Origin of the sequence: Pelagihabitans pacificus (genome assembly GCF_009371985.2) — a bacterium.
GTDB classification, from domain to species: Bacteria; Bacteroidota; Bacteroidia; order Flavobacteriales; family Flavobacteriaceae; genus Pelagihabitans; species Pelagihabitans pacificus.
This window is the reverse complement of the sequence record NZ_VIKU02000004.1, coordinates 422836-438012: the sequence shown is the minus strand read 5'-3', so window position 1 is coordinate 438012 and position 15177 is coordinate 422836. Positions and strand designations below refer to the sequence as shown.

Here is a 15177-nt window from a genome sequence, read left to right as displayed (position 1 = left end):
AAAACTATGAAACGATTTTTTAAACTTGCTTTGGTCAGTACGGCATTGATTACGTTCAGCTGTACGGACCTTGATGATCCTTTAGAGGATACCCTTACGGAGGAATTTTCTGTGGATGGTGTATCCACAGGCGGCGGCGGTTCAGACGGCCCACTATTGGCTACTTTCGGACGCTTACGTGCCGGATCGGCCACCAACAACGGCTTCTTTGCCTCGCAAGGGGTACCTGGTGATGACATGGCCGTACCGCAAAAAGGAGGTGACTGGTTCGATGGTGGTGTATGGATCCAATTGCACCGTCATACGTGGGATGCCGCCCACCCACAAATTGAAAACGCATGGAATGATGCCTACGGGGGTATCGGGGAATGTAACATCGCCTTGGATGGTGGTTCCTTGGATGCCAACCAAACCGCCCAAGTACGGGCATTACGCGCCTATTTTTACTGGAGGCTGCTCGACCTTTTTGGAAGGGTGAAAATTATTACCTCTCCAGGGGGTGATGCACCACAGTCAGAAAGGACAGCAGTTTTTGACTTCGTGGAAAGTGAATTATTGGCTACCCTGGGCATATCTGCGGTCACCGCAAGTATGGATCTGTCAGGAAGTGATCTGAACACTGAGATTTCCAACTATCGCATCAATCAATATGCCGCATTGGGCATTTTGGCCAAATTGTATTTGAATGCGGAGGTCTATACCGGTACCCCAAGGTACCAGGAGGCCGATTGGGCAGCGACCTATATCATCGATAACAGTCCGTATCAATTATGTGCGGAAGGTTGTGTAGAGCCTAACTTGGCCAAACGTCCCGATGTAGAGTCTGACCCGGCCGAGTTGGAAGGCTATGCGGCTATTTTTGCACCTACCAATCAGAACAATCCTGAAATCATTTTTGCCATTGAATACGCTTCAATCGGTGCCGGTGGAATGAATTTTGCACAAATGACTTTGCATGGGCCTAGCCAATTAACTTTTGGTTTGGACGCAGCACCATGGAACGGTTTTGTAACCTTGGAAGAGTTCTACAACAGCTATGAGGACGGTGATTTGAGAAAGGAAGCTAATTTCTTAGTAGGCCCTCAAACCGATTTTTCAGGAAATCCCTTAATTGACTTTGCCGCGGACGACGACGACTTGCAAGTCGTTTACACTCCCGCTATCAACGAATTGGAGCCTAATGCACTCCGACAAGGAGGAGCTCGTTTGAAAAAATTCAGCTTCGAGGTGTTGGGCCGTCAAGATATGAACAACGATTATCCTATCGTGAGATTGGGTGACGTACACCTGATTAGAGGCGAGGCAAGGGCAAGAGCGGCAGGAGATTGGAATCTTTCCTTGCCTGACGTGAATGCTATTCGAGCCAGGGCCGGTTTGACCACCGCCCTTGGTACGATTACCGCCGATGAGTTTTTGGCGGAACGCGGAAGGGAAATGCATATGGAATCGAGCCGTAGAACCGACTTAATCCGTTTCGGAAAGTTCCAAGATTCTTGGTGGGAAAAGACCAATGCCGACTCCTTTAAAAACTTAATGCCGATACCCGTCGAACAAATCAACGCTTCCGACGGTACCCTAACCCAGAATCCAGGGTATTAATATCTAATAAAAAGTCAATTTAACAGGGGTTGCTCTTAAATAGGGCAACCCCTTTTTGATACAACAAATCTTGATCTGTATTTTTGCATGTATTTGCCACAGCTTTGGCATAGTAACGGAGTTCATTCATGAAACAAGTAGTCGCAATAGTTTTGATGGTCGTTTTTAGCGGTTGTACTGCTCCCGTGCCGTCAAAGGAATCCAGCCCGCTTTTCGTGTTAAAGGATAGCACGATCGGCATTTCCTTTGAAAACGTCCTTACCTATGACGAAAGCTTCAATCCGTATCTATACCGTAATTTTTATAATGGCGGAGGTGTTGCTATTGGGGATATCAACAACGATGGCCTAGAAGACATCTACTTTACAGGCAACATGGTAGACAACAAGCTATTTTTGAACAAAGGGAATTGGCAATTTGAGGATATTACCGAAAAGGCAGGGGTTTCCTGTCCCAATGTATGGTCCTCGGGAGCCACTTTCGCAGATATCAATGGTGACGGCCTACTGGACCTATATGTATGTAAGGCAGGGAAGCCCTCTGGCGCAAATCGCCACAATGAACTATTTATAAATAACGGGGATCTTACCTTTACCGAAGCGTCCAAACAGTACGGATTGGCCATAGAAGGCCTGTCGGTACACGCCGCTTTTTTCGACTATGACCGTGATGGGGATTTGGATGTCTATATCCTCAACAACTCCCTGCGCTCCATAGGTGCCTTTGACTTGGTTAAAGACCAACGAACCATCCCCGATATAAGCGGAAACGGGAACAAGTTCTTTAGAAATGACCAAGGTAGCTTCGTCGATATCACAGAGGAAGCTGGGATATATACTAGCAAAATCGGGTTTGGACTGGGTATTACCCTGGGCGATTTTAACAATGATAATTGGACGGATATTTTTATATCCAATGACTTCTTCGAACGCGATTATTTGTATATCAATGACACTAAAGGAGGGTTTACCGAACAGTTGGAAGATTATTTTGCCTCGATATCCATGGGATCGATGGGTGCCGATTTGGCCGACCTGAACAACGATCTTTTAACGGATCTCATGGTTACCGAAATGCTTCCAACTACCCACGAACGACAAAAGACCAAGACCATTTATGAGTCCTGGGACAAACAGCAACTGGCGGTGCGACAAGGTTATCACCATCAATATCCGCGAAATACGCTTCAACGGAACATGGGAAACGACCAGTTTGTAGAGATAGGAAGACAAGCGGGTGTTTCGGGAACCGAATGGAGCTGGGCCGCCCTATTATTTGATATGGACAACGATGGATTACGCGATATATTCGTCAGCAACGGAATCTACAAAGATCTCTTGGACAGGGATTACCTCAACTTTGAGGCCAACGAGGAAACCATAAAAATACGTATCGCGAAAAATGAAAAAGACGTCATCACCCGATTGATCGATGCCATGCCCTCAAAAGCTATTCCGAATGCCGCCTTTCACAATTTAGGGAATTTCGAATTTGAGGACAAAGCGTCGGAATGGGGATTGAACACGCCAAGTTTTAGCAACGGCAGTGCCTATGGCGATTTGGACAACGATGGCGACCTCGATTTGGTGTTGAACAACGTAAACATGCCCTCCTCTGTCTACGAGAACAAAACGGACACCTTGACCCATCGGGGTATCCGGTTCAAGTTCTCCCAAGATAATAGCAATTCAAGAGCCGTTGGCGCGAAGGCGGTCATTAAATATGGGGATGGTACTTTGAGCTATAGTGAGAACTATGTATCCCGTGGATTCGAAAGCAGTGTTGCCGAGGGCACCCATTTCGGAGTGGGGAACGTTCGGAAAATCGATTCGGTATGGATCACATGGCCCGACGGTACCGTTTCGGTCGAGACCGACCTACCCACGAACCAGATCTACACCCTGGAATATCCAATGGGAAGAGATAGCACCAAGGCTGCCTATAAATATCCTGGGCGCAGGTCCGCAGCGAAGGCGATCGCCCCCTTGTTCAATTTTGTCCACAAAGAGAACAACTATATCGACTTTGACAACGAGCGCCTTTTGGGCCAGATGTATAGTAATGAGGGTCCCGCCTTTGACGTGGCCGATCTCAACGGGGACTTCAAAACCGACTTCTTCGTCGGGGGCTCAAAAAACCAATCGGGGAGTTTGTTCCTTTCCGATACCTCAGGTTATACTGAAATAACGCATCCTTTCAGCAACGAACGGAATTCCGAGGATACGGACGCCCTGTTCTTCGATGCCGACAAAGATGGTGATCTCGATTTGTATGTCTGCCACGGCGGAAGGGCCTTCTCTCCCTACTCTACCGACCTTCACGACAGCTTCTATACCAACGAAAAAAATGGTTTTGAAAAAGGGGAGTTGCCCGAATTTCCCAATCCTATAAGCTCTTCGGTCGTCGTGTCGGCAGATTATGACCAAGATGGGGATTTGGACTTATTTGTAGGGGAACGATATAAAACCAATAGATATGGCTTACCGGGTTCGGGCTATCTGCTGAAAAATGATGGCAAGGGTCATTTTAAAGCCGAACAGGAAAACACCCTCAAAAATATGGGAATGATTACCGACGCGCAATGGTCCGATATTAATTCGGACGGATGGCCAGACCTGATTATTCTTGGAGAATGGATGCCCATTAAATTGTTTATAAATGAAAAAGGGAAGCTGGTTGATAAAAGCACAGCCTATGGTTTTCAAGGTACCTCGGGGCTTTGGAAATCGATTCACGTTACCGACATAGACAAAGATGGAGACGAAGACATCGTTGCCGGGAATATGGGTGCCAACAATTTTTATGAGCCCCAAATGAAGCTATTCGTTGCCGATTTTGACGGGAACGGTTTTCAAGAACAGATTATTTGCAAGTATATTGGCGGCAAATATTACCCAATAGCGGACAAGGATGAACTCGTTTCGCAACTTCCGGCATTGAAAAAGAAATTGTTGTACTATAACGAATATGCACAAGCAGATATGGCAACACTGTTTCCAAAAGAAATTCTTAAAAAAGCGTACACCGTAGAAATAAAGATGCTAGAAAGTACCATCTTCTACAACGAGAACGGTAAATTTGTACCCGTGAAATTACCCCCTGAAATCCAGTATTCACCCGTGTATTCGATTACCACGGAAGATATCGATGCCGATGGGAATCCCGATTTGTTTTTGGGGGGAAACCAATTTATGGTGAAGCCGCAATTCGGACGCTATGATGCCTCTTTTGGATGGGTACTTTACGGTGACATTCAAAAAGAAAAAAAACTAAGAAGGCCGCTTCCTCTTCGAATAAAAGGACAAATTCGAGAAATGAAATGGATAAAGGATACTAATGGCAAAATACTTGTTACCGCCATTAACAATGATACCGTTAAGTTCTATGGTTTTGAAAAATAGATTAACTGCCATAGCATTGGTCGGCATGACCATGATGCTGGGGTGCACCCAATCAAAATATACCCAGTTGGTCAAGGAAGAAATGGCCTCTGGGGTCACATACGATTCGCTTTTCCTGGGTTTGAAATTAGGCCAGACCAAACGGCAGTTCTTTGATCTCTGCTGGCAATTGAACCTAGAAAAAAAGGTCACTAATTCCGAAGCGCAATTGGTGCAATACCAACTCCCTTCCAAGGATGACGCAACATCGGTTGACGATATTACGATGCTTTTTTATGGGGATTTCGATGACCAAAACAAAATGATCGGAATGGACCTACAGTTCTATTACGATGCTTGGTCGATATGGAACAAAGAGCTGCAATCAGACCAACTGGTCCATACCCTAAAAGACACGCTTCAAAAGTGGTATCCCGGTAACGAATTCATAAAAATTCCCATGAAAAAAGACTCGATGGAACTGTGGGTAAAGGTAGATGGCAATCGTCGAATAGTCATCCGGCCTTTGGATGATAAACGGATCGTAAAAGCACGTATAGATGATCTCAGATATGTATTGGAGAAATAAAAAAGTAAACAGCACTCCTATGAAAGGCTTTTGGTGTTTCACGATTTGTGCACTTTTCCATGCATGTGGCCCGAACTCCGAGCAAACCAAGGCCATTAGTGGCGAAAAAACAGTGTATGAACTTTTGGACGCTACCCGCACCGGTATAGACTTTGCCAACACCCTATCCTACGATAACGAATTCAACGTATATCTGTACCGAAATTATTACAACGGAGGGGGGGTTGCCATTGGTGATGTTAATAATGACGGCTTACCCGATATTTATTTTACGGCCAACCAACAACCGAACCGTCTCTACCTCAATCTAGGAAATTTCGAATTCAAGGACATCACGGAGCAAGCACAGGTCGGCGGGAACAAACCGTGGTCTACCGGGGTGGTCATGGTTGATATCAATGCGGATGGCTACCTGGATATATATGTTTGCAATTCGGGCGATCTGAACGGTGAAAACAAACACAACGAGCTGTTTATAAACAATGGCCCTTCGGGAAGTATGGGAGAGGTGACTTTTACCGAAAAGGCCGCTGAATACAATTTGGATGACCAAGGATTTTCTACCCATGCCTCTTTCTTTGATTATGACAAGGATGGAGACTTGGACGCCTATATTCTGAACAATTCCTATAAAGCGATAGGAGGCTTTGACCTAAAGCTGAACCAACGCAATAAAAGGGATGCCCTGGGTGGAGATAAACTGATGGAAAATCAAAATGGCAAATTCATCGACGTAAGTGAAAAAGCAGGAATCTACGGTAGCGTCATCGGTTTTGGCCTGGGAGTTACGGTCGGTGATGTCAATAATGATGGGTGGGAAGACATCTATGTGTCCAACGATTTCTTTGAACGCGATTACCTGTACATCAACAATAAGGATGGTACTTTTTCCGAAGAGCTGGAAAAGCAAATAGAGGCGACCAGCGTAGCCTCGATGGGAGCCGATATGGCGGATATCGATAACGATGGTTACAACGATATTTTTGTGACCGAAATGCTCCCCTCTGACTACCAAAGGTTAAAATCGGTAACCACTTTTGAGAACTGGAACAAATATCGGTTGAACTTGAATTCGGGCTATTACCATCAGTTTACCCGAAACACCTTTCAGCTCAACAACGGGAACAATTCTTTCAGCGAAATTGGAAGGTTGAGCGGTGTCGAGGCCTCGGACTGGAGTTGGGGTGCATTGATTTTCGATATGGACAATGATGGCCTTAAGGATCTTTTCATAGCAAACGGTGCCTATAAAGACCTTACCGACCAAGACTACCTGCAATATATTTCAAACGAGGAAATCCTCCGGTCGATGATTTCCGAGGATAGCATCAATTATGCCAAATTGATAGACATAATTCCTTCTAACAAAGTGGAAAACCACGCCTACAGGAATTTGGGTGATTTGAACTTTGAGGACTTTGAGACCTCCGGTCTAAAGACACCCAGTTTCTCCAATGGTTCGGCCTATGGAGATCTTGATAACGATGGCGACCTGGATTTGGTGGTCAACAATTTGAATATGGAGTCATTCGTATACCGTAACACCACGAACGAGGAGACCGAAAAGAGTTACTTGAAATTTTCACTCCATGGTGAAAACGGAAATACGTATGCAATAGGCTCAAAAATTGAAATCGAACCCTTTGGCATTTCCGTCGAAAACCAACCGGTAAGGGGATTCCAATCGAGTATGGATGTTCGCCCTAATGTAGGCCTTCCAACATCCGATCCGGTTTCTGTAAAAGTGACATGGCCCTCTGGAAAGGTCACCCAGTTGGCCAAAGTGGGCGTAAACCAAACCCTAGTGCTTTCGGAAAAGGATGCCATAGACCCCAAGGAGACGACTCCCTCTGAAGAAAAGCAACTTTTTGTACGGATGGACCCGAAATTTGACTTTGTACACCGCGAAAACCGTTTTGTGGATTTCGACCGTGATCGGTTGCTCAACCATATGTGCAGTACCGAGGGGCCAAAAATGAGTATGGCCGATGTGAACCAGGACGGCTACAACGATTTTCTGATCGGTGGGGCAAAAGGTCAGGCGGCCACCTTGATTTTTGGGGGTAAGAATGGTATGCGACCGCAGGCTACATCCGTTTTCGAAGAGTCAAGTGGTTCCGAAGATATGGCAAGCCTCTTTTTCGATGCCGATAACGACGGTGATCAAGACCTTTACATCTGTAGCGGTGGTGTGGAATTTTCGCAATTTGCCCCTGCCTTTGTCGACCGTTTATACTTTAATGATGGTTCTGGAAATTTTAGCCTTTCAGACCAAAAGCTTCCCACTGGCGCCACGGTGCACAGTACTTCCACGGTAGTCGCCTCGGATATTGATGGGGACGGGGATCAAGACCTTTTCGTGGGTGAGCGTATTGTACCTTTAAAACATGGGGTGCCCTGCTCCGGTTTCATCCTCGAAAATGACGGAAAAGGAAATTTTACCGATAGTACACAAAAATATGCTCCCGATCTCAGTGGAATTGGTATGATTACCGATGCTTTGTTCGAAGACCTTGATGGGGACGGCGACGACGATTTGATCATTGTGGGTGAATTTATGGGAATCGAAATACTCCTCAATGAGAACGGTTTTTTGTCCAAATACGCTGAAAACGGGTTGGCAGACTACAAAGGTTGGTGGAACACCATACACCCGGCGGATTTGGATGGCGACGGAGATACCGATTTCGTAGTTGGTAACCACGGGCTGAATAGCAGGTTTAGTGCTAGTGCCGAGCATCCCATCACCTTGTTTTCAAAAGACTTCGACGGCAACGGTTTTATAGATCCCATATTGGCGTTCAAAGCCGAAAATGGGAAGAACTACCCCTATGCTTTGCGCCACGACCTCATAGATCAAATGAAAGGGCTGGCGAAAAGGTTTCCCGACTACAAGTCGTTCAAAAATGCCTCGATCAGCGATATCTTTAGCCCCGAAGAGCTACAGGGAGCGCAACAGCTAACCGCCAATATGCTTGCATCGGTTGTACTGATCAATGAAGGAAATCTGATGTTCAGGGTAGAAAAGCTTCCGATAGAAGCCCAGTTTTCAACCGTCTATGCCGTCGCCACGGAGGATTTTGACCAAGACGGTGATCAAGATATCGTCTTGGGGGGGAACCTTTACGGTGTAAAGCCGGAGGTGGGCAGATATGATGCCACCTATGGGGTATATCTTGAAAATCTGGGGGAAATGAGATTCCAATCGCATAAGGGAGGGAATGGCTTCGCCATCAAAGGCGAAATACGGGATATCGTCAGCGACGGCTCCTTGCTTTATGTAGCCCGAAACAACGACTCGTTGGCAATATTCAAGTATTGATGAGGGTTGCCCCGGATAAACGGCGCATAAGCACAGCAGTTCGTACAAAGTGAGATTACTCGATAAAACATTAAATAACGGTCATAAATGAAATACATCTTACCTGTTGCCTTCTTGGTATACCTACTTACGGGCTGTACCGAAAAAGAAAGTGTATTGCCCACGACCAAAGGGGCCATCTACTTCAAAGAAATACCTTCCGACAGTAGCGGCATTGTTTTCGCAAATACTTTACGACCTACCGCTGATCTTAACATCATCGAATATCTTTACTATTATAACGGTGGTGGGGTAGCCATCGGCGACATCAATAGCGACGGACTCGAAGATATCTACTTCACCGCTAATCAAACCCCGGACAGGTTGTATTTGAATCTGGGTGGCTTAAGATTTAAGGATATCACCGAAGAGGCGGGTATCACTGTCGACTCGACCTGGTCTTCCGGCGTTACTATGGAAGATATTAACAACGACGGACATCTCGATATCTATGTTTGCAAAGTAGGCAACTATAAAAACCTTCAGGCCCATAACCTTCTATACCTCAATAATGGTGACGGTTCCTTTAGGGAGTCGGCTTCCGAATTCGGATTGGATTTTTCCGGACTCTCTACCCAGTCGGCCTTTTTGGATTACGACAATGATGGCGATATGGACATGTATTTGATGAACCACTCCGTTCATACCGCCCGAAGCTACGGTGGTATCGAACAAAGGGAAAAGGTCGATTCGCTCGCAGGAGACCGTTTCTACGAAAATCAGTTGAATCAAGGCATTTTGAAGTTCAAGGATGTCACCGATCCATCGGGCATTTACAGCAGCGCTTTAGGATATGGCTTGGCCTTGACCACTTCCGATATCAACAACGACGGTCTTATCGATATTTACGTAGGAAATGATTTCCACGAAAACGATTATTTATACATCAACCAAGGCAATAAGACGTTCAAGGAATCAAATGCCGACTATTTGAACCATACCACCCGATTTACCATGGGCGTCGATATCGCCGATATGAACCATGACCAAAGACCTGATATCTTCACCTTGGACATGATGCCCTTTGACGCCGAGGTGTTCTTAAAGTCCGGCGGAGAGGACAGCGACAAGGTGAACCAAATCAAAAAGAATTTCGGCTATGAAGATCAATACGCCCGAAACACGTTTCAATTAAACCGTGAAAATCGGTTTTTTTCCGATGTCGCCCTGATGACCGAAACCTATGCTACCGATTGGAGCTGGTCGGTGTTGCTCCAGGACTATGACAACGATGGAAAAAATGATGTATATATTACCAACGGTATCTTCAAACGTCCGAACGATTTGGATTATATCAACTACATCAGTAACGTCGATTATGCGAATTACGACCAAACGCAACAAGATGAGATCGAGAGAAGGCTCATCGACAAAATGCCAACCCTCAATATAGCCAATATTCTATTTCATAATAACGACAACTTACAATTCGACAGGCTTACCGAAAGCGCTGGCACCAGGCCTTCCTATTCCAACGGGGCTGCTTATGGCGACTTAGATAATGACGGAGACCTGGACCTGGTGGTAAACAATATCAATGAACCTGCATTTCTACTCGAAAATCAAAGTCCAGCCTTGGCGCAAAACCATTTTATTTCGATCAGCTTGGAAGGTAGCGGCACTGTACAAAACCCAACAGGTACCAAGCTGTTGCTCTATGCGGATAACGACGTATTCTCGCGGGAATTGACGCCTACCAAAGGATTTCAATCGGCTTCTACCAGACGCCTTCACTTTGGCCTCGGAGCCATCGAACGAATCGATTCCTTGAAAATACGTTGGTTGGATGGTACCGTACAGATTGAAACAGACCTGGCGGTAGATCAATTTCATACGATTAAAAAGTCCGATTCGCTATCGAAACAGACTACAGTTGCCGACTACCGTAGCAATGCCTATGAACGTTTCCCCTATGTGCATATCGAGGACAACTTTTTAGATTACGAAAGAGAACCTTTAATGCCCGAAAAACTCTCCTCAGAGGGGCCGCCGATGGTCAAAGCAGACTTTACTGGTGATGGCCTTATAGATATGTTCATCGGGGCCGCAAAATATCAGTCTCCATCACTCTTCATCGCCCAGCAAAATGGAGGTTACAAAGAAGATAAAAACAGTATCCTAAGAAAGGATATCATGTACGAAGACGTGGATGCGACCGCCTTTGACATTGAAAATGACGGCGACTTGGACCTTTACGTTATGAGTGGTGGCAATATCACTTCCGAAGGGAATCCCAGTTTGGAAGACCGTATCTATATCAACCAAGGAAACGGCACGTTCGAACGACTTAAAATTCCACTTCTAAAGAGTAATGGCGGTAGTGTATCATCGGCCGATTTCGATGGGGACGGCTACGTAGATCTCTTTATAGGCAACCGATCGATCCCCGGGGGCTATGGCCTGTCGCCCTTTAGTTATATTCTCAAGAATGATGGTACTGGGAAATTCGGAGTGCTACAACAAGAAAGAATCGGTATGGTAACCGACAGTAAATGGGCCGATCTCAACAATGACGATTTATTGGATTTGGTAATCGTCGGTGACTGGATGCCGGTAACCGTGCTTATCAATCAGGGTGATTCCAGTTTCTTAAATCAAACTAGGGAATTAGGTCTAGAAAGTACCCAAGGAATGTGGAATACCGTCGCCATCGCGGATTTTGATGGAAACGGTTTTAAGGATATAATCGTCGGGAACGCCGGGCTCAATTTTAAGTGGAAGGCTTCCCCTGAAAAACCGGTGAAACTGTATTTGGACGATTTTGATGACAATAGCCAACCCGATCCCATCATCTTCTACGATTTTTTTGGAAAAAACGTTCCCTTCGCATCCAAGGACAAATTAACGGATCAACTTCCATATTTGAAAAAGAAGTTCCTTAGTTATGATACCTTTTCCAAGGTGACCTCCATAGAGTCGTTAACAGGTAAAAAGGAAACGGACCTATTGGAAATCAAACGTATTTCGGAACTTCGTTCCATGGTCTACTTCAATTCCGGCACTACCTTTAAGGGAAGGGCCCTTCCTCGACAAGCGCAAATGAGCACCATTGAGGACTTCCATATCAATCCTGGCACAAAGCAGGTGTATTTCGTGGGAAACTATCTTGACTATGTGACCGAGTTGGGGCCAAGCAGCGCAAACAGTGGGGGCGTACTGAAGTTTACAGAGGAAGGTGGTTTCCAATTCGAAGCGTATCTTCCACTGCCCGCTGGATTGAATGCCCGCAGCATTGTAAAAATGGACAACGATCAATTCTTGGTGGTTTCGAGCGACAACAATTCGTATCTTTTTGATATATCCTCTGGCGAAGAAAACTGATTTTCTGGACCAAAGCCGACCAAATCCGAAATTGAAAGTGGTTTTTATCGGCTTCCTGCCGAAAAGTTGATAAAAATCACGTAATTTCCATTCAGTGACATCAAATCCTGGTTCCACTGTATTTTGGTGATACCGGTGCAGCGGTATATTATAAGGATTGCAGCACGGAAGGAAAATAACCCCTATGATTACGAGGAACAGCCTTGGATAATGGTTTATAACCCTTTTCGATAGCATCCTTTGTTTTACGTAATTTCCGGTTATACCTGTTTTTTTAATTAAGATAGTCAATTTCACGAATGCATGGGAATAAAACCTCGCGTTTAGCCCTAAAAACAATCCCTAACCGAAATTCATCAAAAGAGTACCACAAGCTCAAGAAAATATTAACATACCCGAACGCGTCTTCTTTGGCACAATCCCTGCATAGAACGCAAAAATGATGTAATTTTGCCCTCTAGTTCAATTTTCTGTCTTGAGAATTTGTTGGTATCGGGTACAAGCCGCTGGTTCAACAAGCCTAGAGAGAAATAGAAAAAGAAAAAGCATGAAAAAAATTATGTGTTCGGCGCTTACCGTTTTTTTGGTGGGATCTTGCGGAGACAAGAAAGAATCGGTGAAACAGGAAGAAATCGTCATAACCCCGAACGAGCTGCACGGGGCTATCGATAAGGTTACGGAAATTATGATCCACGATATATTTTCCCCGCCCGTGGCAAGTAGGATCTTTGCCTATCCCAATATCGCAGCCTACGAAATCATCGCTCTTGAAAGTGACAACTACCTCTCCTTGGCGGGTCAGGTAACGGACCTGACCGCCATACCAAAGCCAGAAAAAGACAAACCTATCAATTACCAGTTGGCTGCTTTGGTCGCGCATATGGAACTGAGTAAACAGTTAATTTTTTCCGAGCAGAAAATGGAAAAGTATCGGGATAGTCTTTACACCATTTGGGAGGGAAAAAACCCGTTGCTTTTTAACAGCTCAAAAGACTATGGGCTTACCGTAGCCGATCATATTTCGGAATGGATGGGTAAAGACAATTACGCCCAAACACGTACAATGCCGAAGTTCACCGTCAACACCGACGATCCAACCCGATGGCAGCCGACTCCCCCAGCCTATATGGAGGGAATTGAACCCCATTGGAGCAAGATCAGACCATTTTTGATCGATTCTGCCGAACAGTTCAAACCTGTACCCCCACCCCCATTTTCGATGGAAAAAGGATCCAACTTTTACAAAGAACTAAAAGAGGTTTACGATATCAGTAAAAAAATCGAAAAGGAAGGCGACAGTTCGGAAGAGATACAGATAGCCCAATTCTGGGATTGTAATCCCTATGTGTCGGTTACCCGGGGACATCTGATGTTCGCCACTAAAAAAATTACTCCCGGGGCACACTGGATCGGAATCGTAAAGATAGCCTCCAGAAAGACCAACAGTGATTTTGACAAAACGGTTTACGCCTATACCAAAACCTCTATGGCCATTGCCGACGCCTTTATCAGCTGTTGGGATGAAAAATATCGGAGTAACCTCATTCGCCCCGAAACACTCATCAACCAAAATATCGATGAGGATTGGAAGCCAGTATTACAGACACCTCCCTTTCCCGAGTACACCAGTGGGCATAGCGTGGTTTCGGGTGCCGCATCGGTGGCTTTGACCGATATTTTTGGGGATGGTTTCGCTTTCGATGACGATACCGAGGTTGCCTATGGGCTTCCTGTCAGGAGTTTTGACTCCTTCGAGGAAGCTGCCGACGAAGCCGCCATTAGCCGCATGTACGGAGGCATTCATTACCGTGCCGCGGTGGAAGTCGGAGTGAAACAAGGCCGTGACTTAGGAGAATACATTATGAACAAGGTGAAGATGACCCCAAGCCCTTCGATGGCCTCAAACCAAGACTAAACAACTGAAATTCATCGGTTCAATCGATTTTCGACGATAGCGACTATGGCCTCTTATGTCCATGGTATAAGCAATCATTTTTGGGTCGGAAGCCCTTCCCCCAAGTGCCATGCCAAACACTTTCATTTGATCGACATAGCCGTTAATTCATGGTAAGATGAAAAAATACTTTCTTTCGCTCCTGGTTATAGGTCTGCTGTTCAGTTGCACCAATTACGGCCAATTGACTTTTGTGACCAAACTTCCAAAAAAGCTCGATGAGAATTCCGGGATCCTTCACCTAAATGACTCGACTGTCTGGTTTATTCAAGACGGGGGTAATTCGGATGAACTTTATCAAGTTGGGCTCGATGGAAGCCTCCTTAACGAGCTTAAAGTAAAAAATGGAAAGAATGTAGATTGGGAAGACTTGGCCAAAGATGAAAAAGGAAATGTTTACATCGGGGATTTCGGAAACAATGATAGCGATCGAAAAGACTTGGTTATCTACAAGGTTCCCAATCCCGAAATTGAAAAAGGGGACAAAATCGATGCCCAAAAAATAAAATTCCGTTACCCTGATCAAAAGAAGTTCCCTCCTAAGAACAAGAAGGAACAATTCGATGCAGAGGCCCTTTTCTATAAAAAGGGATACCTTTTTATCATTACGAAGAACCGGACCCACCCTTTCACCGGGAAAGCCCGAATCTACAAAGTACCCGCCAAAAAAGGAAAATACAAGGCGGTGTATGTTGGCGAATTTACCACCTGTATGGAAGAGGCAAGTTGCCGTGTAACGGCCGCCACCATTTCCGATGATGGGAAGACCATCGTACTATTGGGAGAAGGTAAACTGTGGATTTTTTCCAATTTTTCGGGAGATGACTTCTCGAAAGGAACTATGAAAACCATTGATCTAAAGGCCACTTCCCAGTTAGAGGCCGTCTGTTTTTTGAATGAACACACCTTATTGATTTCCGATGAGGAACGCTCCAATACAGGTAGAAATCTGTATTCCTTCAACTTAAAATGA

General features: G+C 45.3%; 7 protein-coding genes. All 7 read left to right on the top strand.

The genetic code is table 11. The features are described from left to right. Positions 1-6 precede the first annotated feature (6 nt). A complete protein-coding gene (locus FK220_RS14985; RefSeq protein WP_152575150.1) occupies positions 7-1599 on the top strand; it encodes a RagB/SusD family nutrient uptake outer membrane protein in 1593 nt (530 codons plus the stop codon). Between the two features lie 128 nt (positions 1600-1727). Continuing rightward, positions 1728-5000: a VCBS repeat-containing protein gene (locus FK220_RS14980; protein WP_152575149.1), complete on the top strand. Its 3273-nt coding sequence runs from the start codon at positions 1728-1730 to the stop codon at positions 4998-5000. After that, a complete protein-coding gene (locus tag FK220_RS14975; RefSeq protein ID WP_152575148.1) occupies positions 4990-5568 on the top strand; it encodes a hypothetical protein in 579 nt (192 codons plus the stop codon). The genes FK220_RS14980 and FK220_RS14975 overlap by 11 nt, the downstream gene beginning before the upstream one ends. Positions 5569-5587: 19 nt before the next feature. Further along, complete coding sequence (locus tag FK220_RS14970) at positions 5588-8890, top strand: VCBS repeat-containing protein (protein ID WP_152575147.1); 3303 nt, start codon at positions 5588-5590, stop codon at positions 8888-8890. A gap of 87 nt (positions 8891-8977) precedes the next feature. After that, positions 8978-12250 (top strand): VCBS repeat-containing protein, encoded by a 3273-nt coding sequence (locus FK220_RS14965; protein WP_152575146.1) that lies wholly within the window; start codon positions 8978-8980, stop codon positions 12248-12250. 547 nt (positions 12251-12797) lie between these two features. Next, complete coding sequence (locus FK220_RS14960; RefSeq protein ID WP_152575145.1) at positions 12798-14165, top strand: vanadium-dependent haloperoxidase; 1368 nt, start codon at positions 12798-12800, stop codon at positions 14163-14165. 157 nt (positions 14166-14322) lie between these two features. After that, positions 14323-15177, top strand: coding sequence for a hypothetical protein (locus FK220_RS14955; RefSeq protein ID WP_152575144.1), 855 nt, complete (start codon positions 14323-14325; stop codon positions 15175-15177).

Bases quoted from the DNA above. Each gene is read 5' to 3' on its own strand.
- FK220_RS14985 (WP_152575150.1), top strand. From the start codon at position 7: ATGAAACGATTTTTTAAACTTGCTTTGGTCAGTACGGCATTGATTACG.
- FK220_RS14970 (WP_152575147.1), top strand. From the start codon at position 5,588: ATGAAAGGCTTTTGGTGTTTCACGATTTGTGCACTTTTCCATGCATGT.
- FK220_RS14965 (WP_152575146.1), top strand. From the start codon at position 8,978: ATGAAATACATCTTACCTGTTGCCTTCTTGGTATACCTACTTACGGGC.
- FK220_RS14980 (WP_152575149.1), top strand. From the start codon at position 1,728: ATGAAACAAGTAGTCGCAATAGTTTTGATGGTCGTTTTTAGCGGTTGT.
- FK220_RS14960 (WP_152575145.1), top strand. From the start codon at position 12,798: ATGAAAAAAATTATGTGTTCGGCGCTTACCGTTTTTTTGGTGGGATCT.
- FK220_RS14955 (WP_152575144.1), top strand. From the start codon at position 14,323: ATGAAAAAATACTTTCTTTCGCTCCTGGTTATAGGTCTGCTGTTCAGT.